This is a genomic window from Pseudooceanicola profundi (genome assembly GCF_050897955.1).
In the GTDB taxonomy this organism is placed as follows: Bacteria; Pseudomonadota; Alphaproteobacteria; order Rhodobacterales; family Rhodobacteraceae; genus Pseudooceanicola.
This window is the reverse complement of record NZ_JBPAXZ010000001.1, coordinates 1,054,051-1,076,303: the sequence shown is the minus strand read 5'-3', so window position 1 is coordinate 1,076,303 and position 22,253 is coordinate 1,054,051. Positions and strand designations below refer to the sequence as shown.

18 protein-coding genes and 1 riboswitch are annotated in these 22,253 nt (G+C 66.0%); of the genes, 10 read left to right on the top strand and 8 right to left on the bottom strand.

Features of this window, described 5'->3' with window-relative positions; translation table 11 throughout:
* Nucleotides 1–274: 274 nt before the first annotated feature.
* The 6 genes from ACRARG_RS05375 to ACRARG_RS05350 form a co-directional block, all read right to left on the bottom strand.
* Nucleotides 275–1,150 carry a transglutaminase family protein gene (locus ACRARG_RS05375; RefSeq protein ID WP_432688964.1) on the bottom strand — a complete coding sequence of 292 codons (876 nt, stop codon included), beginning with the start codon at nucleotides 1,148–1,150 and terminating at the stop codon, nucleotides 275–277.
* A 13-nt stretch (nucleotides 1,151–1,163) separates the two neighbouring features.
* Nucleotides 1,164–3,560 carry a circularly permuted type 2 ATP-grasp protein gene (locus tag ACRARG_RS05370; protein WP_432688963.1) on the bottom strand — a complete coding sequence of 799 codons (2,397 nt, stop codon included), beginning with the start codon at nucleotides 3,558–3,560 and terminating at the stop codon, nucleotides 1,164–1,166.
* 31 nt (nucleotides 3,561–3,591) lie between these two features.
* Nucleotides 3,592–7,005 carry a transglutaminase family protein gene (locus ACRARG_RS05365; RefSeq protein WP_432688962.1) on the bottom strand — a complete coding sequence of 1,138 codons (3,414 nt, stop codon included), beginning with the start codon at nucleotides 7,003–7,005 and terminating at the stop codon, nucleotides 3,592–3,594.
* Nucleotides 7,006–7,257: 252 nt separating this feature from the next.
* Entirely contained in the window at nucleotides 7,258–8,871 is a 1,614-nt protein-coding gene (locus tag ACRARG_RS05360) for an alkaline phosphatase family protein (RefSeq protein WP_432688961.1), read from the bottom strand.
* A gap of 223 nt (nucleotides 8,872–9,094) precedes the next feature.
* Nucleotides 9,095–9,904 (bottom strand): phosphonate metabolism transcriptional regulator PhnF, encoded by an 810-nt coding sequence (gene phnF / locus ACRARG_RS05355; protein WP_432688960.1) that lies wholly within the window; start codon nucleotides 9,902–9,904, stop codon nucleotides 9,095–9,097.
* The gene (locus ACRARG_RS05350; RefSeq protein WP_432688959.1) at nucleotides 9,897–11,024 is read right to left on the bottom strand and encodes an alpha-D-ribose 1-methylphosphonate 5-triphosphate diphosphatase; all 1,128 of its coding nucleotides are present in this window, start codon (nucleotides 11,022–11,024) and stop codon (nucleotides 9,897–9,899) included. Before ACRARG_RS05350 ends, phnF begins: the two co-directional genes overlap by 8 nt.
* 95 nt (nucleotides 11,025–11,119) lie before the next feature.
* Here ACRARG_RS05350 and ACRARG_RS05345 point away from each other — a divergent pair, with 95 nt between their 5' ends.
* The 3 genes from ACRARG_RS05345 to phnE all read left to right on the top strand — a co-directional run bounded on the left by ACRARG_RS05345 (nucleotide 11,120) and on the right by phnE (nucleotide 13,898).
* Nucleotides 11,120–11,971 (top strand): PhnD/SsuA/transferrin family substrate-binding protein, encoded by an 852-nt coding sequence (locus ACRARG_RS05345; RefSeq protein WP_432688958.1) that lies wholly within the window; start codon nucleotides 11,120–11,122, stop codon nucleotides 11,969–11,971.
* A gap of 315 nt (nucleotides 11,972–12,286) precedes the next feature.
* A complete protein-coding gene (locus ACRARG_RS05340; protein ID WP_432688957.1) occupies nucleotides 12,287–13,099 on the top strand; it encodes a phosphonate ABC transporter ATP-binding protein in 813 nt (270 codons plus the stop codon).
* Nucleotides 13,092–13,898 carry a phosphonate ABC transporter, permease protein PhnE gene (phnE, locus tag ACRARG_RS05335; RefSeq protein WP_432688956.1) on the top strand — a complete coding sequence of 269 codons (807 nt, stop codon included), beginning with the start codon at nucleotides 13,092–13,094 and terminating at the stop codon, nucleotides 13,896–13,898. The genes ACRARG_RS05340 and phnE overlap by 8 nt, the downstream gene beginning before the upstream one ends.
* 7 nt (nucleotides 13,899–13,905) lie before the next feature.
* On the opposite strand, the gene ACRARG_RS05330 is transcribed toward phnE, so the two are convergent.
* Nucleotides 13,906–14,376, bottom strand: coding sequence for an Lrp/AsnC family transcriptional regulator (locus ACRARG_RS05330; RefSeq protein WP_432688955.1), 471 nt, complete (start codon nucleotides 14,374–14,376; stop codon nucleotides 13,906–13,908).
* 125 nt (nucleotides 14,377–14,501) lie between these two features.
* On the opposite strand from ACRARG_RS05330, the gene ACRARG_RS05325 reads away from it, so the two are divergent.
* The 6 genes from ACRARG_RS05325 (at nucleotide 14,502) to ACRARG_RS05300 (ending at nucleotide 18,853) form a co-directional block, all read left to right on the top strand.
* Nucleotides 14,502–14,972, top strand: coding sequence for an RrF2 family transcriptional regulator (locus tag ACRARG_RS05325; protein WP_432688954.1), 471 nt, complete (start codon nucleotides 14,502–14,504; stop codon nucleotides 14,970–14,972).
* Between the two features lie 153 nt (nucleotides 14,973–15,125).
* The gene (locus ACRARG_RS05320) at nucleotides 15,126–16,148 is read left to right on the top strand and encodes a sulfate ABC transporter substrate-binding protein (protein ID WP_432688953.1); all 1,023 of its coding nucleotides are present in this window, start codon (nucleotides 15,126–15,128) and stop codon (nucleotides 16,146–16,148) included.
* A 4-nt stretch (nucleotides 16,149–16,152) separates the two neighbouring features.
* Entirely contained in the window at nucleotides 16,153–16,977 is an 825-nt protein-coding gene (gene cysT / locus ACRARG_RS05315) for a sulfate ABC transporter permease subunit CysT (protein WP_432688952.1), read from the top strand.
* A complete protein-coding gene (locus ACRARG_RS05310; RefSeq protein WP_432688951.1) occupies nucleotides 16,970–17,248 on the top strand; it encodes a hypothetical protein in 279 nt (92 codons plus the stop codon). The genes cysT and ACRARG_RS05310 overlap by 8 nt, the downstream gene beginning before the upstream one ends.
* 10 nt (nucleotides 17,249–17,258) lie before the next feature.
* Nucleotides 17,259–18,110, top strand: a complete 852-nt coding sequence (gene cysW / locus ACRARG_RS05305; protein ID WP_432691317.1) for a sulfate ABC transporter permease subunit CysW — start codon at nucleotides 17,259–17,261, stop codon at nucleotides 18,108–18,110.
* A gap of 11 nt (nucleotides 18,111–18,121) precedes the next feature.
* Nucleotides 18,122–18,853: a sulfate/molybdate ABC transporter ATP-binding protein gene (locus tag ACRARG_RS05300; RefSeq protein ID WP_432688950.1), complete on the top strand. Its 732-nt coding sequence runs from the start codon at nucleotides 18,122–18,124 to the stop codon at nucleotides 18,851–18,853.
* A 204-nt stretch (nucleotides 18,854–19,057) separates the two neighbouring features.
* Here the strand turns inward: ACRARG_RS05300 and ACRARG_RS05295 are convergent, their stop codons facing one another.
* The gene (locus tag ACRARG_RS05295; protein WP_432688949.1) at nucleotides 19,058–20,689 is read right to left on the bottom strand and encodes a tetratricopeptide repeat protein; all 1,632 of its coding nucleotides are present in this window, start codon (nucleotides 20,687–20,689) and stop codon (nucleotides 19,058–19,060) included.
* 253 nt (nucleotides 20,690–20,942) lie between these two features.
* Nucleotides 20,943–21,051: riboswitch (guanidine-I (ykkC/yxkD leader) on the top strand.
* 92 nt (nucleotides 21,052–21,143) lie between these two features.
* On the opposite strand from ACRARG_RS05295, the gene ACRARG_RS05290 reads away from it, so the two are divergent.
* Nucleotides 21,144–22,211 (top strand): putative urea ABC transporter substrate-binding protein, encoded by a 1,068-nt coding sequence (locus ACRARG_RS05290; RefSeq protein WP_432688948.1) that lies wholly within the window; start codon nucleotides 21,144–21,146, stop codon nucleotides 22,209–22,211.
* Nucleotides 22,212–22,253: the final 42 nt, after the last annotated feature.

Genomic DNA, 22,253 nt, shown 5'->3' with positions numbered 1-22,253 from the left:
TGTCACGATAAAGCGCACCCGCTCAGGCGTTTCAGCGCCGCCCCGCGGGACGGCGCTTGCGCGGCTGGAGCTCTATTCGGAGGGTAGAAGGAGCGGGGGGCGAGCCACCCGCGCGGAATCAAGGCCGAAGGCCGCCGCGCCAGCGCCGTCCCGCCCCCCGGGGCGGCGCTTGGTTGCCGTTATCGATGACTGCAGAGGTCGGAGGGATGTGTGAAGATAAAGCGCACCCGCTCAGGCGTTTAAGCGCCACCCCGCGGGACGGCGCTCGCACGGCTCACTCCACCGGCACCACATCCACCGCATGTTCGGTCTCATGCTCTCCGGCGGTCCGGAACGACCCCTTGACCGGCGCCACGTCCGAATAATCCCGCCCGATCGCCACGATCACGTGGTCGCGCCCCGCCGGCATGTCATTGGTCGGGTCGATCTGGACCCAGCCGATTTCATGCCCGCACCAGGCGCGCACCCAGGCGTGCATGGCATCGGCCCCCTCAAGCCGCGCCTGACCTTCCGGCGGCACCGTCCGCAGGAAACCCGAGACATAGCCCGCAGGTATCCCCAGCGACCGCAGCCCGGCGATCATCACATGGCTGATGTCCTGACAGACGCCCTTGCGGTTCTCAAACGCCACCTCCGGGTCGGTGGTCACATCCGTGGCGCTCGGGTCGAAGTCAAATTCCTTGTGCAGCCGGGCCGAGATCGCCTGCACGGCCGAGAGCACCGACATCTGCGGCGCTGTCGTCTCCCGCGCAAAGGCTTCCACCGCCGGAAAGGGCCGGACCCGTTCCGATGCGCCCAGGAAATGATGCGGGGAGAAGGGGCCGATGGAATTGACCTCTGCCAGCTCCTTCGCCAGCACCGAGAGCGGGCAGGACAGATCCATGCCCATCGGCGCCTCATACCGTTCCACCCGGCCCTGAAAGCGCACGGTCAATTCGCGCAGGGGGGCGTCAAAGGCGACCTCCGTCATGGCATTGCCGAAGAAGTCATAGCCGTCGCGGCGATCGTCGGGGCGCGGGTCGATCTCCAGCAGGCCGGTGATCAGGCGCTGGCCGGTCATGGTCTGGGGCAGCATGCGCAGCACCATCCGCGCCGCGCCCGCCGGGCTGGCATAGTGATAATCGACCGCAAGGGTGATGTCGTAGATCATCGGATCAGCCCCCTCAGCCCATATATTGCGCCGACAGATCGTCGGAAATGCGCATCAGCTGCTGGCTGAGACCGTAGAGCGCCTTGGTCTGCATATCCTCCGGCGCGGCAATGGCCAGCTGGGTGTGCAGGCGCAGGATGCGGCGGGCGGCGGGGCGCATCTGGGTGCTCAGGCTTTCGCGCGGCAGTTCCTCCTGCTGGGCCATCAGGATCGCGGCCTGGGAGATCACCGAGCGCGGGTTCTCCGGGTCGAGCGCCAGCAGGTCGATCACCGTGTTGCGGTTGGTCTCCACATTGTAGCGGCGGCGGTGGGACATGACGCTGTCGCCGATCTCGATCGCCACGTCGAAACTGCCCGACGGCGCGTCGGGATCGGCGAAATCCGCCAGCAGTTGAGAGATCTGGATGCCCCGTTCCAGCGCCCGCCCCATGGTCATGAAGCGCCAGCCGGAAGAGCGGAACATATTGTCGCTGACCAGACCCGAAAACCCGGCGAGCTTCTGCAGGAGGAGGCTCATCACGGCAGAGGTTTCGTCCCCGTCCATCTCCAGCGTCGAATAATGCCGGGCGGTGCGGGCCAGATCATCAAGCGCATGCAGACCATCGTCGGAGAACCGGTCGCGGACCTTGCCAGCGCAGCCCTGCGCCAGTTCGAACATCTGTAAAAGGCCTGTCGGCACGGCGGTCTTCATGTCGATGCCGCGCGGCTTGAGGTGCCCGCGCAGGTGGTCGAGGACGGGCAGGGGCCGGTTGCCGCTTTCGTCCTTGCGCAGGTGATAGGCCCGCAGGGTCCGCACGGTCGATTGCGCCCGTTCGATATTCCGCCCCAGCCAGAAAAGGTTATCGGCGGCCCGTGCCGGAAGGCGGCCCGGACGGCGGCGCAGGAAGGCGCTGTCGGTCTGGCCGGAGATCGTCTCATAGGCCACCGGTCGGGGGCTGGCGACCCAGACATCCGCAACCGACCCGCCGTTCTGCATGGCCAGCGCCGTCGGGTCCTCGGTCCGGCCGATCCGGGCATAGCCGCCGGGCATGACGGTCCAGCCCTGCGGCGTGCGCACGGCAAAGGCGCGGATGACCATGGGGCGGGGGACCAGCTTGCCCTTGATCATGGCGGGGGTGGTCGACAGCGTCACCGCCTCCTGACCGACCAGATCGGCGCCGTTTTCCTGCAGCCAGTCCATCACGGGGCGTTCGGCGGCATCGCGGAAGCGGCCGCCAAGGGCCGTGGCGCTGTCCAGCTCAAACGGCAGCTGGGTGGACATGGCCGGGCCGATCATCATCCGTTCGAGATTGTCGCGGACATAGGCCATTTCGCTGCCCTGACCGCACCACCAGGTTGCGATATTGGGCAGCTTCAGCTCTTCGCCCAGCAGGGTACGGGAAATCCGGGGCAGGAAGGCCATGAGCGCCCGCGCCTCCAGCACGCCGGAGCCCAAAGCGTTCATCATCGTGACCGTGCCCGCGCGGATCGCCTCCACCATGCCGGGCGTGCCGAGGGCGGAGTTCTCGTCCAGTTCCAGCGGATCGGCAAAGCGGGAATCGAGCCGGCGCCAGAGGACCGAGACCGGCTCAAGCCCGTTGATCGTGCGCACCATGAGCCGGCCCTTGACGACCCGCAGATCCTCGCATTCCAGCAGCAGATAGCCGAGGTAGCGCGCGATATAGGCATGTTCGAAATAGGTGGAGGTATGCTGCCCCGGCGTCAGGATCGCCACGCGGCCCTCGCCCTCGGGGCGCAGCGCATTCAGCGCCTCGCGGAATTCGCGGTAAAAGCCTGCCAGCCGTTCGACATTCGCCTCTGCAAAGACGTCCGGAAAGACGCGGCTGGTGGCCATGCGGTTTTCCAGCGCAAAGCCATTGCCCGAGGGCGCCTGCGTCCGGTCGCCCAGCACCAGCCATGACCCGTCCGGGGAGCGCCCGACCTCAAAGGCCAGCACATGCAGGAAATGGCCCGAGCGGGGGTGAATGCCCACCAATGGCCGCAGCCATTCCGGGTTGCGCGCCACCAGCTGCGCGGGCAGCAGCCCGCCGGACACCAGCGCGCCGGAGCCGTAGAGGTCAGCCATGACCCGTTCCAGCAGGTCGGCCCGCTGAATGAGCCCCTCCGCCAGCTGATCCCATTCCTCCTGCGCGATGACGACAGGCACATGGCTCAGCGGCCAGTCGCGGGGGGTGGAGCCTTCGGCGGTGTAGTGGCGGAAATAGACCCCGGCATCATGCAGATACTGGTCGCCACGGGCAAAGCTCTGGTCGATCTCGCCGCGCTTCATCTCCGACAGGTGACGGATCAGCGGCTCCCAGACCTCGCGCAGGCTGCCGTCTGCACGCAGAAGCTCGTCCGCCACGCCGTCAGGCGGGCGATATCCGTCCAGCAGAGGGAAGCGGTGCGGCACAGGCTTCGCTTTTTCCATGTCATCCGTTCCGACCCGAGGTACCCCCGGGTCAGATACCGGGCGACCGCCGCAGGTCGAGCGTCATCGGAAACTCGGGATGCGGGGTTTCTGGCGCGGGCCAATAAGAGCCGATGGTATGACCAGTTTTCTCGAACCGGGCAAGACGGCGGGCGTCGGCCTCGTTGCCATTTACCGGGAATGTGTCGTAGTTGCGTCCCCCCGGATGCGCCACATGGTAGGTGCAGCCGCCAAGCGCGCGACCGGTCCAGGTGTCGAAGATATCAAAGGTCAGCGGCGCGTTGACGGGCAGCACCGGGTGCAGCGCATCGGCCGGTTGCCAGGCCTTGAAGCGCACGCCGCCGACCTTGACGCCAGAGGTCTCCGTTTCCGCCAGCGGGATCGCCCGCTTGTTGCAGGTCACGATGTATCGGCCCGGATCGGTGGCGGTCAGCTGCACCTGCATCCGCTCGACCGAGCTGTCGGTATAGCGGACGGTGCCGCCGATGGCGCCGCGTTCGCCCAGCACATGCCAGGGTTCCAGCGCCTGCCGCAGCTCCAGATGCACGCCCTCGTAATCAACCTCGCCCGAGAAGGGGAAGCGGAATTCCTTCTGCGCCTCGTACCATTCGGGGCGCATCTTGAAGCCGTGATCGTCCAGTTCGCGCAGCACGCCCAGGAAATCCTGCCAGACGAAATAGGGCAGCATGAAACGGTCGTGCAGGGTGGTGCCCCAGCGGACCGGCTTGCCCTTGATGGGCTTGTCCCAGAACCGCGCCAGAAGCGCCCGGATCAGCACCTGCTGGGCAAGGCTCATCTTGGCATCCGGCGGCATCTCGAACCCGCGGAATTCGACAAGGCCCAGACGCCCGGTCGGCCCGTCGGGGGAGAAGAGCTTGTCGATGCAGATCTCCGCCCGGTGGGTATTGCCGGTGACGTCGATCAGCATATTGCGCAGCAGCCGGTCGACCAGCCAGGGCTGCGGCTGCGGATAGTCGTCCGTGGGATCGGGGATCTGGGCCAGCGCGATCTCCAGCTCGTAGAGCGTATCGTGCCGCGCCTCGTCGATCCGGGGCGCCTGGGAGGTCGGCCCGATGAACAGCCCGCTGAAGAGGTAGGACATCGAGGGATGCCGCTGCCAGTGCAGCACGAGGGAGCGCAGAAGGTCGGGCCGCCGCAGGAAGGGGCTGTCGCCCGGCGTGGCACCGCCCACCACCACATGGTTGCCGCCGCCGGTGCCGGTGTGCCGCCCGTCGATCATGAACTTGTCGGCGCCAAGGCGGGACTGCCGCGCCTCCTCATAGATGCCGGTGGTGATATCGACGCAATCCTGCCAGTTATGCGCCGGATGCACGTTGACCTCGATCACGCCCGGATCGGGGGCGACGCGGATCACGTTCAGGCGCGGATCATCGGGCGGCGCATAGCCTTCGATATGGATCGGCAGGCCCAGCTCCTCTGCCGTGGATTCGGCGGTGGTGAGCAGCTCAAGGTAATCCTCCAGCGTCTCCACCGGCGGCATGAAGAGGCAGAGCCGCCCGTCGCGCGGCTCGATGGCAATCGCGGTGCGGACCTCGCCGCCCACAGGCTCCAGCGATTGCTCGTTGATATCCTGCCGTTCGGTTGTATCGGCCTTGAGGGAGGAGACGGGCTGCTGGCGGTCGGTGGCGACGTCCGGCGTGGCGGCGTTTTCCTCCTTCGCGATCCGCTCCAGCTCTTCCAGGATGGCGCGGCGACGCTCCGCCAGATCGGCGTGGAAGTCGGGCAGGGGCATGCGCGGAATCGTTGGATCGGCCTGATAGGTGTAGGGGTAGTTCGACGCCGGGATATAGGGCAATTTGCCCAGCGGCAGGCGGAATCCGACAGGGCTGTCACCCGGAATCAGGAAGAGATGACCGCGCCGCGTCTTCCACTTTTCCGACTTCCAGCGGGTCGAAGGCTGCGCTTTTGACTGCCATCGTTGCACAGGTAAGATAAATCCGCTGGGTTCGGTCAATCCGCGATTGAACACGCGGGCGATCCGCGCGCGCGCCTCCGGATCCTTCAGCTTGGGGTCGTCGGGGGTGACATTGGCGGGCAGGTCGGCCTCTTTCAGGATCCATTCCGCCGGGTCCTCATAGGCGGCCTGGGCATTGTCCGCAGGCAGGCCCAGCGTCTCCGCAAAGGTCCGCATGAAATTGCCCGCATCCTCGGCCGTGGCGCCTTTCGCGGTCTCCTTCGCCACCAGATCAGCGTTCTTCCAGACCGGCTGCCCGTCGCGCCGCCAGAAGAGCGAGAAGGTCCAGCGCGGCAGCGTCTCGCCCGGATACCATTTACCCTGACCGTAATGCAGGAAGCCGCCCGGCGCGAAACGGTCCCGCAGCTTGCGGATCAGCTCATCGGCCAGCGCCCGTTTCTGCGGCCCGACGGCGGCGGTGTTCCATTCCGGGCTCTCGAAATCGTCGATCGACACGAAGGTCGGCTCGCCCCCCATGGTCAGCCGCATGTCGGCCTTTTCGATCGCCGCATCGACCTTCTTGCCGAGCGCATCCAGCGCCTCCCAGGCCTCGTCGGAGAAGGGCTTGGTGATGCGCGGATGTTCGGCCGTCCGGATCACCTCCATGTCGAAATCAAAGGTGGTCTGGGTGTCCGGATCGCCAGAAAACCCGCCGACAATTGGCGCGGCATTGGCGTAATGCGGGGTGGCGGCCAGCGGAATATGCGACTCGCCCGTCAGCAGGCCGGAGGTCGGGTCGAGCCCGATCCAGCCCGCGCCCGGCAGGTAGACTTCGCACCAGGCATGCAGGTCGGTGAAATCGTGATCCGTGCCCGAAGGCCCGTCGAGCGAGACCAGATCGGGCTTCAACTGGATCAGGTAGCCGGAGACGAACCGCGTCGCGAACCCCAGATGCCGCAGCAGATGCGCCAGCAGCCAGGAGGTGTCGCGGCAGGAGCCCTTCTTCAGCCGCAGCGTCTCCTCCGGCGTCTGCACGCCGGGCTCCATCCGCACGATATAGTCGATATGCTGCTGCAGGCTGGCGTTGATCTCGACGAGGAAATCCACCGTGGTCGTGGTCTGGCGCGGGATCTTCGACAGGTATTCGAGGAAGAGCGGACCAAAATCCTCGGTCTTGCGATATTGCACCAGATCGTCGGTGATCTCGGCCGGATAGGTGAAGGGCCATTCCTTGGCCGTGTCATCCACGAAGAAATCGAACGGGTTGTAGACCGTCATATCGGCCACCAAGTCGACCTCGATCTTCAGCTCCCGTACCGGCTCGGGAAAGACAAACCGCGCCAGCCAGTTGCCGTAAATATCCTGCTGATGGTTCACGAAATGCCCCTCGGGGCTTACCTTCAGCGCATGAGAGATCACACGGGTGCGCGAATGCGGCGCGGGCCTGAGCCGGATGATCTGAGGCGTCAGCATGACCGGCTTGTCATACATGTAATGCGTCAGATGGCGGATGCTCGCGGTGATGGCCATGGTCTGTCCCCGTTCCTTGCTGGTCCGGCCTCTAATGGGCCAGCCCTTCTCTAACATGTAAAGGGGGGGTGTTGCGCGTAAAGGGGGGGAGCGTACGGTGGCTCGCTCTCGGCGGCGCCCTGCGGATTTAGCAGGCATATCCGGTGCTTCGCGCCCGCGCCCCTGCTTTTTCTTGCCAAAAATATCCTGGGGAGCCCGAGGGGTGAAACCCCTCGGCCCCTCCGTATCGCGGGGCTCCGGGCTTCCGGGCGCTCAGTTGCCGCTGCGCCCTTCGGCGCGGGCCGCATCCAGCTCCGCCTGATCCCAGAAGCCGATCACATAGCCGCGCCGCAGCTCCCCGTCGGAGCGTTGCGCAATCACCTCGTCTGAAATCGTCACCCGGTTATGATGCTGCAGCGACCAGCGTAGCATCATCTTCTCCAGCCGGTCCCGTTCGGCTGCATGGGCCGGATCGGCGCCCAGATCCCGCAGCTCCTCCGGATCGCTCTTCAGATCGTAGAGCATGGGGCGGAAGCCCTCCGCATGGACATATTTCCAGCGCCCGTCAAACACCATGACCAGCCGGCAGTCTCCGATCGGCTGGTCCAGCAGCCCCCGCGCCCGCCGCACCGAATAGTCGTATTCGGATATCACGGCCGGCCGCAGCGGCGCGGTCTCTCCCGCCAGAAGGGGCAACAGCGACCGGCCTTCCAGAATATGCGGCACCGCCTTGCCACCCGCCCAGTCGAGGAAGCTCGGCACCAGGTCAATCGCTTCCACCAGCGCGTCGCAGACCGTCCCCCGCGTCGCATCCGCCTCCGCGCCGGGATCGACCACGATCAGCGGGATGCGGACGGAAGGCTCATGAAACAGCTCCTTCTCCCCCAGCCAGTGATCGCCCAGATAATCGCCATGGTCGGAGGTGAAGACGATCAGCGTCTCCTCGGCCCGGCCCGTCTCGTCCAGCCATGCCATGAGCCGCCCGATCTGGTCGTCAATCTGGCTGATCAGCCCCATATAGGCCGGGATCACCCGATCGCGCACCTCGTCCCGGGCAAAGACACGGGAAAAACGGTGCTGGTAATAGGCCTCCAGCACCGGATGGGCGCCCTCGCGCTCGGCCTCCGACCGCACGGCGGGGATCACATCTTCAGGCCCGTACATGTCGTGATAGGGGGCGGGCACGATATAGGGCCAGTGCGGCTTGATATAGCTCAGGTGCAGGCACCAGGGGGTCTCCCCGGCCTCCTCGATGAACGCCATGGCGCGGGTGGTGGTATAGGGCGTCTCCGCCTCCGCCTCCGTGACGCGCGCGGGCTTGTCGGCATGTTCCATCAGCCAGCCCGAGAGGATCTCCCCCGCATCACCTTCGGCGGAATTGGCCCATTGTTCCCAGGGGTTGGGCCCGTCGAACCCGAGGCTCCGCAGGTGGTCATTGTAATGGCTGGGCTCTTCCACCCCGTCCGGATGCAGCCCGTCCAGCCGGTCCCAGACCTCGAACCCGCATTCGGATATCCGCGCCCCGATCCCGGAGCCCGGATCGATGCCCAGCCGCTTCATCCCCTCGATATCCGCCGACATATGGGTCTTGCCACAAAGCGCCGTCCGCACCCCCAGCGGCTCCAGATGATCGCCCAGCGTCATCTCGCCCACCCGCAGCGGAAAGTTGTTCCAGCTTGATCCATGCGACCGGACATAGCGCCCGGTATAAAACGACATGCGGGACGGGCCGCAGATCGGCGACTGGACATAGGCCCGGTCGAACCGCACCCCGCGCGCGGCCAGCGCATCGATATGCGGCGTCCGGATGGTGGGATGACCGGCGCAGCCCAGGTAGTCGTACCTCAGCTGGTCGCACATGATGAAGAGGATGTTCTTCCGGGCCAATGCAGCCTCCCGGTCTGCCGCAATCAGGGGCCAAGCAAAACGCGCCCCGCGCCGAAGCGCAAGGCCCCATTTCGGTCATGGCAGGCCCAATCCCGGCCAGGCCCGCGCCACGCCCGCCCCTTCATCTTGGCAGAAATACTCCCGCGCGGAGCGCGCCCGATGTCCGCAGGACATCGCAATCATGGCGTGCGCCGCAGGCGCTCCTCCGGATCAGACCACCGGATTAATCGGCGTCCAAACTTGCCCGGCCAAAGACCAGCTCCACCGCCGTCAGCGGCCAGCGGCCGATGCTGAATTCCACCGGGACCCCCTCCGGGTCGCAATTCACCGATTTGACGATGATCAGCGGGGTGCGCGGGGTCAGCTGCAGGGCCTCGGCCTCCTCCCGGCTGGCAAATCCGCCGGTGACCCGGGTTTCGGTGCGGGCATAGGCAGCGATCCCGTGACCGGCATAGACATCGGCGATGGACTGGCGCGGGCGGTAGCGGGCGTCGAATTCGGGAAAGCGCGCGGCGGGCAGGTCCTTGGTGGTCAGGTAGGCGGGTGCCCCGTCGACGATACGGACACGGTGCAGCCGGATCACCGGGGCGCCGGGTTTGAGACCAAGCGCCCGCGCGGCTTCGATACCGGCAGTGGCGGGGCCCAGCGACAGGGTCCGCGTCTCGATCCGCGCCTGTGCTGCGTCGAGGCTCTGGGAGAAGCGCAGGTTGTCGGCCACGGTATAGCGGGCGGGGATGTTGCGCACGAAAATGCCCACCCCCTTGCGCGCCTGCAGCTGGCCTTCCTGCTGCAGTTTCGACAGGGCCTTGCGGATGGTCAGGCGGCTGACGTCGAACATCTCCGCCAGGTCGTTCTCGCCGGGCAGGCGGGTGCCGGCCTGCAGGGGGCCCGTGGTGCAGGCCTCGCCCAGACGGTCGCAGATTTGCAGCCAGACCGCGCGCTCCCCCCGCGACCCATAGGGTTTGCAGGCCAGCGCCCGGATCTGGTCCAGCGTCGCCGGGTCCACGCTGTCGATATTGAGGCGTTTATTCACGGTCCAGCACTTTCCGGCCCGCCACAAAAACCGCGCGGAGGCGGCGGCTGGCCCTGTCGACCACGATCATATCCGCCCTTTGCCCCATGCCAAGGGTGCCGCGATCCGTCAGCCCCGCCGCCCGCGCCGGGCCGGAGGAGACAAGCGCCCAGGCCCCGGCCAGCGGTAGTGTGCCCCTGTCCGCCAGGGTAAAGGCGGCGTGGAAGAGGGCGGGGTAGTAATAGTCGGAGGTGAGCGCGGTGCAGAGGCCCTCTGCAATGCTCTCCTCCGCGCCGATGGCATTGTTCTGGGAGCCGCCGCGCACGACATTGGGCGCGCCGAGGATCACGGGCTCGCCAGCCGCGATGGCCTCTGCCGCCGTGTCCCGGCTCATCGGGAATTCGGAGGTGGTGACGCCGAGGGCGCGGTTTGTCCGCCGCTCTTCGGGCGTCATCTCGTCATGGGCAAAGATCATGCGTCCTGCATTTAGCGCCGCTTCAGTCATTCGGGCGATGGCGGCGGGCACCTCGCCGCGGCGGGCATTCTGGCGATGCACGGCGGCGATGCAGTCTGCGCGCGACAGGCCGGTGCGGTCGGCCATGCGGGCGATCTTCTTGCTGGTCTCGTCATGCTTGAGATAGGCCGACAGGTGGTCGTTCAGCGACAGCAGGATATCGGGGCGGGTTTCGACCCAGCCCGCGATCTCCTCAAGGTCGTCGAGGCAGAAGGCTTCCCACCTGAGATTCACGCGGGTATCGCAGTCGAGCCGGGGCCGGGCCGTGTCGAGCCCTGCGAGGAAGGCGCGGGCGGCCCCCACGCTGCGCTCGCCCGGCTCCCACGAGGCCGTCAGCCCGTGATAGGCGGTGGTGATGCCGTTGGCGATCATCTGGCGGTCGGCTTCCTCCAGCGCGAGGGGCAGGGCGAAGCTGACGCCGGGGCGGGGGTTCACCACCCGTTCGAACCCGTCGCCATGCACATCGACGATGCCGGGCAGGACATAGCAGCCCGTGGCGTCGAACCGGCGGGCGGTGGCGGGTGACATATCGGTGACATGACCCGCCTCTATAGACAGCGGGGTCTGCGTCATCTCGCCGTCCCGCAGGACCGACCCGTTTTCGATCACCCAGTCATTCAAGCGCATTCACAGGCCTTTCCGTCATCAACGCGTCACAGGAATCACCTATCGCAGGCTTGTGTGACATTGCTGTATATACAGCAGATACCAAGGGGGACCACATGCTTCGCACGATCATGACTGCCGCCGTACTTGCCGCGGCCACGCCGCTTGCCGCCGAGCCCATCAAGTTCGCGGTCACCGATATCGAGGGGCTGGAGGCGCTCCAGCAGGAATTCGCGGCCTTCGAGGCCAGCCTTGAAGAGATCACCGGGCTCGATGTCGAGCTCTTCCCGGTGTCGTCGCGCACCGCCGCCGTCGAGGCGATCAACCAGGGCGCTGTCGATCTGGTTCTGACCGGTCCCGCCGAATACGTGGTGATCAAGGAGCTGACGGATGCCGAGATCGTCGTCGCCTGGCAGCGTCCGAACTATTACGCCCAGATCGTGACCCTGTCCGAAGGCGATATCGGCTCGGTCGCCGATCTGAAGGGCAAGGTCGTGACCTTCGGCTCTGTCGGCTCCACCTCCCAGCATCTGGGACCGGCACAGGCTCTGGCAGATTTCGGTCTGACCTATGGCACGGATTACCAGCCGCAGATCCTGTCCCGCAACGTCGCCATCGAGGCGCTGATCCGGGGTGACGTTCAGGCCGTGGGCATGAACGAGGGCCATCTGCGCCGTATCCGGGAGGCCTTTCCGGAGCAGTCCTTTACCGTGATCGCCCGTGGACGCGACCTGCCGAACGATATCCTCGTGGCGCGCAAGGACATGGATGGCGCGGCCAAGCAGAAGATCGCGGATGCCTTTGTCAATGACGGTGCCAAGCTGATGGCGGCGGTGATCCAGGGCGAGGACAACAAGAAATACGAGGGCGGGTTCTTCCTGACCAAGGTGAAGGACGCGAATTACGATTATGTGCGCGACATGTACCGCACGATCGGCGTCGATACCTCGGCCTTTGTGGGCGATTGAGCCGGTTTTGTCCGGACGGCGTTGGGGGCTGCTGCGGTGGCCCCCGGGGCTGTTTGGGGATGTTCCTGGGAAATGGGCAGGCTGGTGCTTTGATGTCTCTTTGCGCGGCTAACATCAGGCCGATTTCGCGGGACGCAGATTTTAGGTCCCGCCCGGCGTTCACGCCGGGCAGCGCCGACCCGCCCCCCTGGGGCGGCGCTCATGCGCCACCCCGCGGGACGGCGCTGCCCTTATTTCTAATGCCACATCTTGGTGGCACGCCGTCAGCTTATCTGCGCAAGCCAAGAAGCCACATATCCCGAAAGGCCAATCAGTTTGACTGACGTCATCGAAACCCTTCGCGAGGTCACCGCGCCTGCCGCCCCGGCGCCAGTCTTTGGCCCGCCCGTCATCACGCTCCGCGACGTCCGGAAATCCTATGACCGTCGCCGCACCATCCTGCAGGGCGTCGATCTGGAGGTCTGCGAGGGCGAGCGGGTGGCGCTGATCGGGGCCAATGGGTCCGGCAAGTCGACCCTGCTGAAATCGCTGATCGGGCTGCATCCGATCTCAGGCGGAGAGGTCACGATGCTGGGGGAAAGCTTTGCCAGCCAGCCGACGGCGGCGCAGCGGGCGCGGATGCGGAAGATGACCGGGTTTGTCTTTCAGAAACATTGCCTTGTGCGGCGCCGGACCGTGCTGTCGAATGTCGTGCATGGCATGCTGGGAGAGGGCGGCAGCTGGCGCGCCTTTTCGCAGGCTCTGGCGCCGGAGGGTTGGCGCCATGCCGCGCTCGATGCGCTTTCGGAGGTCAATCTGGCGGAATTCGCGGCCTCCCGCGCCGATGCGCTGTCGGGCGGGCAGCAGCAGCGCGTGGCGGTGGCCCGCGCCATCATCCGCAGGCCGCGCCTGCTCATTGCGGATGAGCCGGCGGCGAGCCTCGATCCGGTGGCGGGGCGGGATGTGATGGAGCTCTTCACCCGGCTCTGCCGCGATCATGGGATCACACTGCTCTTCACCTCGCATGACATGGCGCATGCACGGGAGTTTTCGGACCGCGTGGTGGCGCTGCGGCGGGGGCGCATCTTCCTCGACCGGCCAAGCGGAGAGGTGACCGACCGCGATCTTGAGGAGACATTCGATGGCTGACACACCCGCATCCCGCAGCCTGCCGGGCCGGTTCGAAGGGCTGTCGCCGGTCAGCTTTGTGCTGATGGTCGCGGCGGGGGCGGTGATCCTTGCCTCCATGGGGCAGGTGGCCCCTTCGCCACAGCGGCTGATCGACGGCGCGCCGGGCATGGTGCGGCTGATGGACCGGATGATGCCGCCCAATACCGATCCGGATTTCCTGATCCGCATGGGCTGGCGCATCGTGGAGACCTTTCAGATCGCGCTGGTGGGGGCCGCCATCGGCATCGTGCTGAGCCTGCCCATCGGCTGGCTTTCGGCGCGGGGGATCACGCCGCTTGGGCGGGGCGGTTTCCTGATGAAGGCTTTCGTGTCGCTGATGCGGACGGTGCCGGATCTGGTCTGGGCGCTGCTTTTCGTGGCGACGGTGGGTCTGGGCGCGGTGGCGGGGACCATGACCATCGTCGTCGACACGATCGGGTTCTGCGGCCGGTTCTTTGCCGAAGCGATGGAGGATTCGGACAAGGAACCGCAGGAGGCGCTGGCGGCCATCGGGGCCAGCCGCGTCTCCATCCTGCTGGGGGCGATCCTGCCGGATGCGGCGCCGTCGATGATCAATACGGCGCTTTTCGCGCTGGAAAAGGCGGTTCGGTCCTCGGTCGTGCTGGGGCTGGTGGGCGCAGGTGGCATCGGGCAGGAGCTGAAGGTGGCGTTTGACCTCTTCCAGTACCGGAATGCGTCGATGATCATCCTGGCGATCTTTGTCATCGTGCTGGTGATGGAATATCTGACCGACCGGCTTCGGGCGCGGTTGCAGTGAGGCGGCCCTAGGCCGTCAGCGTGTCGATGGGCAGGACGGTTTCCGATTTCAGCCGTCTGAGGGCAAAGCTGGCCGTCAGCCCGCGTACCGGCACGGCCGAGACCAGCCGCTGCCGGACGCGTTCGAAATCCGGCATGTCCCGGGCGACGATACGCAGGACATAATCCTCGGTCCCGGCCATCTGATAGGCTTCCATCACCTCGGGTATCGCGGCGAGAGCTTCGGCAAAGCTTGTGTGCCATTGCGCCGATTGTTCCGGGGCAGACACGCCGACAAAGGCCACCATGCCCAGACCAATGCGTTCGGGGTCGACGATGGCGACGCGGGCCCGGATGATGCCGCTGTCGGTCAGCCGGCGCACACGTTTCCAGCAGGGTGTCACCGTCAGGCCCACACGATCCGCAAGCCGCGCCAGCGGGATCGTCGCATCCGTCATCAACGCGGTGACAATCTTTCGGTCTATCCGGTCCAGCGTCATCCGATCCTCCTGTCGAGTCGGTCACGGGCTAAGGGTGACGCAAAAAAACTATAAGTCTACCGATTTTATCGTGATTTGATGAAAGACGACTTTTCCTGCCGATAAAACGGTGATTAACTTCTCATATGATCACTCAGAAAACCAAATACGCGCTGAAGGCGCTGATGGCTCTTGGCGGGCTGGAGCAGGGCGAGGCGCTGACCATCGAAGAGATCTCGCAACGCTCCGGGGCGCCGAAACGGTTTCTTGAACATATCCTGCTCGACCTGCGCAAGGCGGGGTATCTGGGGGCAAAACGGGGCCGGTCGGGCGGGTATTTCCTGATCCGGGATCCGGCCTCTGTTTCGCTGGGCGGGCTCTTGCAGCAGATCGACGGGCCGATTGCACCGCTGGGCTGTCTGTCGCGCCGGGCGTACCGGCGCTGCGACGATTGCACCGATGAGGCCACCTGTCAGCTGCGACGCGTCTTTGGCGAGGTCTTCTGGAATTATCTGATCCTGATCGAGTCGCTGACCCTGCGGGATTTGCTTCAGGACCCTGATAATAATCAGATATTTTCTGAAGGCATGGCGGGGCGCAGCGGCGGCGCAGTCTGAATTTTTTCCGGTCTGACGGCGGGAGAGAATAATTTTCCCTCTGCCGGAGCGAGAAGGCAAAGAGGTTTCTCTTTATACACGACTTAATCGGTGGATATTTTGATGATAAGCCCGGGCCGCCCTGAGCCGCGGGTCATCAGAGGAGCAACCGATATGACACAGACCCCCGCCGGCATGCTGCGCCGGAGCTTTCTCGCCGGGCTTCTGGCCGGCACCTGCCTGATCAGCCCGGCTGCCGCCGAGGCAGAGATCACTTTGCTGAACGTGTCCTATGACCCGACCCGCGAATTCTACCGCGCCTATAACGCCCTGTTTGCAGAGTGGTGGGCGGGGCAGGGCAAGCCGCCGGTCAGGATCGAACAGAGCCATGGCGGCTCGGGCGCGCAGGCGCGGGCCGTGATCGACGGCCTGCCTGCCCAGATCGTCACGCTGGCGCTGGCGTCTGACATCGATGCGATCGCGGCTCGCAGCGGCGATGTGTCGGAGGGCTGGCAGGACCGGCTGCCGCACAATGCCTCCCCCTATACTTCGACAATTGTGTTCCTCGTGCGGGAGGGCAATCCGAAGGGGATCAAGGACTGGGACGATCTGGTGCGCGACGGGGTTCAGGTGATTACGCCCAACCCAAAGACATCGGGCGGGGCGCGCTGGAATTTTCTGGCGGCCTGGGGCTGGGCCATGCGGCAGCCCGGCGGTGACGCGGCATCGGCGACCGACTTCCTCCGCCGGCTGTTTGCGCAGGTGCCGGTGCTCGACACCGGCGCGCGGGGGGCGACGACCACCTTCGCGCAGCGGGGTGTGGGCGATGTGCTGCTGGCATGGGAGAACGAAGCCTTCCTCGCGCTGGAGGAAATCGGCGAGGACAGGTTCGACATCGTTGTGCCGTCGGTCTCCATCCTGGCGGAGCCGCCGGTCGCTCTGGTCGACGCGCATCTGGATGACGCGCAGCGGGAGGCGGCCACCGCCTATCTTGAGTATCTCTACAGTCCCGAGGCACAGGCGCTTGCGCTGAAGAACTATTACCGGGCCTGGGATCTGTCCGGCGCGCGACCCGAAGATGTGGCGCGGTTTCCGGATCTGGAATTGGTGACGATCGAAGATTTTGGCGGCTGGTCCAAGGCGCAGCCGGAGTTCTTTGGCGAGGGCGGCGTGTTTGACCGCATCTATTCGGAGTAGGGCGATGCGACACGGATCCACTCTGCCGGGGTTTGGCCTGAGCCTGTCGATCCTGATCGCCGCGCTGTCGGTCGTGGTGCTGCTGCCGCTGGGCGCGTTGCTGGGGCGCGGTGTGATCATGGGCCCGGCCGAGGTGTTGGGCCATCTCGGGTCAACCCGGGTCATGTCGGCGCTGGCGCTGTCGTTCCGGGCGGCTTTCGTGGCCTCTGTCATCAATCTGGTCTTCGGGGTGATCCTGGCCTGGGTTCTGACGCGCTACCGCTTTCCCGGCCGCCGGCTGATCGATGCGGCTGTCGATCTGCCCTTTGCCCTGCCGACGGCCGTCGCGGGCATCGCGCTGACGGCGCTTTATGCGCCCAACGGCGCCTTTGGCCGGATGCTGGAGCCGCTTGGCATCCGCGTGGCCTATACGGAAACCGGGATCTGGCTGGCGCTGATCTTTGTCGGCCTGCCCTTTGTGGTGCGGACCGTGCAGCCGGTGATCGAGGAAATCGACCCGGAATGGGAAGAGGCATCGGCAACGCTCGGGGCGTCGCGGGTCCGCACGCTGCGGCGGGTGGTGCTGCCGGTGCTGTCACCGGCGCTGCTGACCGGGTTCGCGCTGGCCCTGGCGCGATCGGTGGGAGAGTACGGATCGGTCATCTTCATCGCCGGCAATCTGCCACGTCAGACGGAGATCGCGCCGCTGCTGATCGTGATCCGGCTGGAGGAATACAATTACGACGGGGCGGCGGCGATCGGGCTGGCGATGCTGGCGATCTCTTTCGCGATGCTGGTTGTCATTAACTCGGCCCAGGTCTGGAGCCGCAGGAGGATCGGACATGTCTGACGTTTCGGCAAAACATTCTTATCGCGTGGCATCCGGCGCGGCGCTGATCATCGCGCTGGTGGCCGGGGGCGCGGGGGCGGTCACGGCAGCGGTGCTGTGGCTTGGCGGCGCGACATTCTGGGCCGGGCTGCTGGTCTGGCTGGGGCTGCCCAATCTGCTCTTTGGTCTGTGGCTGGCCCGGCTCTTGCTGGCGCGCCACGTCCCGGGCTGTCCGGCGGCGGAACGCCGGGCCCGGCGGATCACATGGAAGGAGGGCCGCAGCCATGGCTGAGGTCGGATTGATGTCGCGCGCGGCGCCCGGTGTGCGCACCGAAACGGCGGCGGTACGGGCCGGGCTGATCCTGGTGGCGGTCGCGGGGGCGGCGATCCTGCTCTTTGCACCGCTGGCGGTTGTCTTCGCCGAGGCGCTGAGAGAGGGGGGGCGCGCGGCTGTTGCGGCCCTGTCGGAGCCGGACGCCCTGGCGGCGATCCGTCTGACGCTGATCGTCGCCGCCGTGGCCGTCCCGCTGAATACGGTCGCGGGGTTGGCCGCCGCCTGGGCGATTGCGAAGTTCGATTTCCGCGGCAAGGCGATGCTGATCAGTCTGATCGATCTGCCGTTTTCCGTGTCGCCGGTGGTGGCGGGGCTGGCGCTGGTGCTGGTTTATGGAACCGGCGGGCTGTTCGGGGCCTGGCTTGTGGCGCATGGGCTGACTGTGGTGTTTGCCCTGCCGGGGATCGTGCTGGCCACCATGTTCATCACCTTTCCCTTTGTCGCGAGAGAGCTGATCCCGGTGATGATGGAACAGGGCCGGTCCGAAGAAGAGGCGGCGCTGACGCTGGGGGCCTCCGGCTGGCATATGTTCCGCACCGTGACGCTGCCCAATGTCCGCTGGGCGCTGCTGTATGGTGTCCTGCTGAGCAATGCGCGCGCCATGGGTGAATTTGGGGCGGTGGCCGTGATCTCGGGCAAGATCCGGGGGCAGACCACGACCATGCCGATCATGATCGAGATGCTTTACAACGAATATCTTTCGGTCGCGGCGTTCAGCATGGCGGCCCTGCTGGGCGGGCTGGCCCTGATCACCCTGCTTTTGAAAACCCTGCTGGAATGGCGGCATGCCGATCTGCTGTCGGCCATGCGGCGCCATTGACGGAGAGCATGATGCATATCGAAATCGAAGAGATTACCAAGTCGTTCAAGGGCGTTCCCGCGCTGTCCCCGGTGTCGCTTGCGATCCCGTCGGGCGCGATGGTGTCGCTTCTCGGGCCGTCGGGGTCGGGCAAGACGACCTTGCTGCGGATCATCGCAGGGCTGGAACGGCCAAGCTCGGGCCGGGTCCTGCTGGACGGGGTCGATGCGACGGGCGTCCCGGTTCAGGACCGGCGGGCGGGATTTGTGTTCCAGAGCTACGCGCTGTTCCGGCACATGACGGTGGCCGAGAATATCGCCTACGGATTGCGGGCGCGGCGGCGCAGGGACCGGCCGCCGGCGGCAGAGATCGCGCGCCGGGTCGCCGGGCTTCTCGATCTGATCCGGCTGCCGGATATCGGGGGCCGGTATCCGTCGCAGCTGTCCGGCGGGCAGCGTCAGCGGGTGGCGTTGGCGCGGGCGCTTGCGACAGAGCCGCGGATCCTGCTGCTGGACGAGCCGTTCGGGGCGCTGGATGCGCAGGTCCGTCAGGAATTGCGGGCAGGGCTGCGGGATATCCACGATGCCACCGGCCTGACCACGGTTTTTGTGACCCACGATCAGGACGAGGCGCTGAGCCTTGCCGACCGGGTTGTCGTCATGTCGATGGGGCGGATCGAACAGGTTGGCACGCCGGCGGATATCCGGACCCGCCCGGCGCCCGGGTTTGTGGCGCAGTTTGTGGGGCTTGGCGCGGTGGGATGAGGCCGGCCTCCGCCGCGCGGGCCGCGATGTCGCGCGCCCCGGGGGCCGGCCCCGCGCGCGGCGCAGGCATCGGGAAAGGTCCGGCCGGGTGGATCGGGCGGAGACGGACCAGCCGGGATGGGCGCATAGCTCTCGTGGCGCGGGTTCGGGTCGGGCCGCGACCCTGATGCGCAGGGCCTGGCAGCGTCTGACCAGGCAGGACCGTCAGGCGGCGCGCGACCGGCACAGGCAGCTGGCGCGGATCGGCACATCGGCGCGGGCCGTGGCCTGATCGAGCAGCGCCTTGATATGCGGGCGCTCCACCGTTTCGGCCCGCCGCTCCAGGCATTCGTGCAGGCCATGCAGGGCCCAGACGTTGCGCGGGTGCTGGCTGGGGCGGGGCAGCGCCCCGTCGAGCCCAAGATCGGCGCGGTAGACGGCCTCGGCCTCGTCAAACTGGCCAGCCTCCATCAGCAGGGCGCCAAGCGCATGCCGGGCAGGCTGCGGCCAGGCCCAGGGCTCTTCGTACATCAGCCCGTCATCCAGCGTCACGGCCCGGCGCAGATGGGCGAGCCCCTCTTCCCGGCGGCCGGCCTTGAAGGCGGTTTCGCCGTGCATCATCGCGGAGGCGACGGCAAGCACGTCGCGGGCCGAATTGTTAAAGAGCATCCGCTGTTCGGGGACGGCGTCAAAAGCCGCGTCAAAGCGGGCCTGCTCCGCCGCGGCCTCCTCCGCCCGGCCGAGATTGGCGAGCGCAATGGCGCGGGCATAGAGGATCAGCGCATTGGTCGTGACATAGAGCGCGGTATCCTCGGGCGGGTCGATGTCCAGGATCTCCTGCCACATGCCAAAGCGGATGTAGACATGCGGGAAGGCCGCCACAAAGGTTTCGAACAGGTCGGGATAGACGCGGACCACCTCGTCGGGCACTTCGATGCGCAGACGCCGGGCCGCATCGACCGCCGCGGCGCGCTGGCCCAGAAACATCGCGCCGTAGAGGGCGAAATGCAGATTGTGGATGCGGTAGAGCGCGTAGAAATTCGCGCCGCCCGCATAGGCTTTGAACCTGTCGTCCACCGCAGCCGCCGCCAGATTGCGTGCCAGCACATTCTGATAGTCGCCGCACAGGACGTCGATATGGGTGGCCATGTGCACCAGATGGCCGGCATCGGGCACCAGCCCGGTCAGCCGGTCGCCGTGGCGCAGGGCCTTTTCCGGGTGCGGCGACATTTCCATCAGGTGGATATACATATGCAGCAGGCCGGGATGGTCCCAGGCGCCGGGGGTTGTGTCAAAGGCCCGCTCAAGGACCTGCATCGCCTCTGTGGTGGAGGAGCCTTCGGTCGGTATGCGCAGGCGCAGATCCCAGAGCTGCCAGGGCGTACGGTTCATCAGGGCCTCTGCATAGACAAAGGCGAGGTCCAGATCATCTGGTGCCATCTCGTAGACCGGCGCCATCGCGGCGGCGAACCCGTCGTTGAACGGCTGGTAATCCTCGATCTCGGGATCGTCGGGGTAGCGGGAGGACAGCGCGGTCAGAAGCGCGCGTTCCGCCGGCGTCGCATGCGGCAGGGCCATACCCCGGGCCAGCGCGTCGCGGGCCCGGGCGAGGGCAGGCGCCTTTTCCTCGGGGGTGAAAACCTCCCAGGGTTTGTTGTAGTTCGGGCCCATGGCATAGGCGATGCCCCAGTAGGCCAGGGCACAGCCCGGGTCGGATGCGATGGCCTTTTCGAAACAGGCCACGGCCTCTTCGTGGTTATAGGCGAAAAGCCAGTTCAGCCCGCGATCGGACCAGAGCTGCGCCTCTGGCGTCGCGCTGGCGGGCCGGCTGTATTGGCCGAGGTCGAAATAGTGCATGTCCTGTCCCCCCATGGCTTAGTGCCGGCTGCGACGGTAGGGCAGACTGCCACGGTCCGACGCCGCTCTGGCAGTATACCATGTTAATCGCGACCACGTAATACGGCGGCGGTCTGGCCGGGTCGGGGCCTTGGGCGGTGCGATCGTCTGTCTCAGTTCTGGTGTCTGCCGGATTTTCGGGCGTTTCCCGTCGAGACACTGCCGTAAAGGCACCTTTGTCTTGATCGACGGGGGCAGGCGGGCTCTGCTGGAGGGGCAGGGCGTTTAGGGTTCCACCGCCATCCCAGGCGGGTTCGGTCCGAGAAATGCCACCCGGCGGGCAAATTCCCCCGGGCACACGGCGGGCCAAAATCCCGGGAGGATCACTGCGCAGGTTCGACCCGCGCTTTAGTCCTTGTTCCGCCAGCGGGCCGCGAACCTCCTCATCATAAGGCGGAACGCAACGGGGAAGATCATGACAAGAGCCAAGTTCCTGTCCGCCACCGCCCTCAGCCTCGGGCTGCTCGGCGCGACGCTCTCGCCTGCCATTGCGCAGGAAAAAACCGAATTTAAGGTCGCCTGGTCGATTTATGTGGGCTGGATGCCCTGGGGCTATCTCGAAACCTCCGGCATCATGGACAAATGGGCTGAGAAATACGGCATCGATGTCGAGATCGTGCAGATCAACGACTATGTCGAGTCGATCAACCAGTATACGGCCGGTGCCTTTGACGGTGTGTCGGCCACCAATATGGACACGCTGTCGATCCCGGCAGGCAGCGGTGTGGACACCACGGCGCTGATCGTGGGCGACTATTCCGACGGCAATGACGCGGTGATCGCCAAGGGCGACACGACGCTGGAGGACCTTAAGGGCACCAAGGTGAACCTCGTGGAACTGTCGGTGTCGCATTACCTGCTGGCGCGGGCGCTGGACAGTGTCGGGCTGGCGGAGCGGGACCTCGACGGGGTCGTCAACACCTCCGACGCCGACATGATCGCGGCCTATGCGACGGATGATGTCACCTCCGTCGTCACCTGGAACCCGCTGGTCTCGGAAATTACGGCGTCGAACCCTGATGCCAAGGTGCTGTTCGACAGCTCGCAAATTCCGGGAGAGATCCTCGACCTGATGGTCGTCAACACCCAGACGCTGGCCGACAACCCGGCCTTCGGCAAGGCGCTGGTCGGCGCCTGGTACGAGGTCATGGGGCTGATGGCCGCGGGCGATGAAGAGGCGCTGACAGCCATGGCCGAAGCCTCGGGCACCGATCTGGACGGCTACAAGGCGCAGCTCGCCGCGACGGAGATGTTCTATGATCCGGCCGCCGCCGTGGCGCAGGCCTCCTCGCCCGATCTGCCCGCCACGATGACGGAGATCGCGGAATTCCTCTTCGACAAGGGCATCCTTGGCGAAGGCGCGCCCTCCGCCGATTTCGTGGGCGTGGAATATCCCGGCGGCACCATCTCCGGCTCTGACCAGAACGTGATGTTCCGGTTCGACGCCAGCTATATGCAGATGGCCGCCGACGGCGCGCTCTGAGCTAACGCGCCCCGGCGGTGACGTCGGGGCGCAGGACCGGAC

Excerpts from the sequence above, each read along its gene's own strand:
- ACRARG_RS05325 (WP_432688954.1), top strand. The coding sequence starts at position 14,502 with ATGATCACTCAGAAAACCAAATACGCGCTGAAGGCGCTGATGGCTCTT.
- ACRARG_RS05320 (WP_432688953.1), top strand. The coding sequence starts at position 15,126 with ATGACACAGACCCCCGCCGGCATGCTGCGCCGGAGCTTTCTCGCCGGG.
- ACRARG_RS05290 (WP_432688948.1), top strand. The coding sequence starts at position 21,144 with ATGACAAGAGCCAAGTTCCTGTCCGCCACCGCCCTCAGCCTCGGGCTG.
- ACRARG_RS05350 (WP_432688959.1), bottom strand. The coding sequence starts at position 11,024 with ATGCGCTTGAATGACTGGGTGATCGAAAACGGGTCGGTCCTGCGGGAC.
- cysT (WP_432688952.1), top strand. The coding sequence starts at position 16,153 with ATGCGACACGGATCCACTCTGCCGGGGTTTGGCCTGAGCCTGTCGATC.
- ACRARG_RS05370 (WP_432688963.1), bottom strand. The coding sequence starts at position 3,560 with ATGGAAAAAGCGAAGCCTGTGCCGCACCGCTTCCCTCTGCTGGACGGA.
- ACRARG_RS05300 (WP_432688950.1), top strand. The coding sequence starts at position 18,122 with ATGCATATCGAAATCGAAGAGATTACCAAGTCGTTCAAGGGCGTTCCC.
- ACRARG_RS05365 (WP_432688962.1), bottom strand. The coding sequence starts at position 7,005 with ATGGCCATCACCGCGAGCATCCGCCATCTGACGCATTACATGTATGAC.
- cysW (WP_432691317.1), top strand. The coding sequence starts at position 17,259 with ATGTCGCGCGCGGCGCCCGGTGTGCGCACCGAAACGGCGGCGGTACGG.
- phnE (WP_432688956.1), top strand. The coding sequence starts at position 13,092 with ATGGCTGACACACCCGCATCCCGCAGCCTGCCGGGCCGGTTCGAAGGG.
- ACRARG_RS05295 (WP_432688949.1), bottom strand. The coding sequence starts at position 20,689 with ATGCACTATTTCGACCTCGGCCAATACAGCCGGCCCGCCAGCGCGACG.
- ACRARG_RS05310 (WP_432688951.1), top strand. The coding sequence starts at position 16,970 with ATGTCTGACGTTTCGGCAAAACATTCTTATCGCGTGGCATCCGGCGCG.
- ACRARG_RS05330 (WP_432688955.1), bottom strand. The coding sequence starts at position 14,376 with ATGACGCTGGACCGGATAGACCGAAAGATTGTCACCGCGTTGATGACG.
- ACRARG_RS05375 (WP_432688964.1), bottom strand. The coding sequence starts at position 1,150 with ATGATCTACGACATCACCCTTGCGGTCGATTATCACTATGCCAGCCCG.
- ACRARG_RS05345 (WP_432688958.1), top strand. The coding sequence starts at position 11,120 with ATGCTTCGCACGATCATGACTGCCGCCGTACTTGCCGCGGCCACGCCG.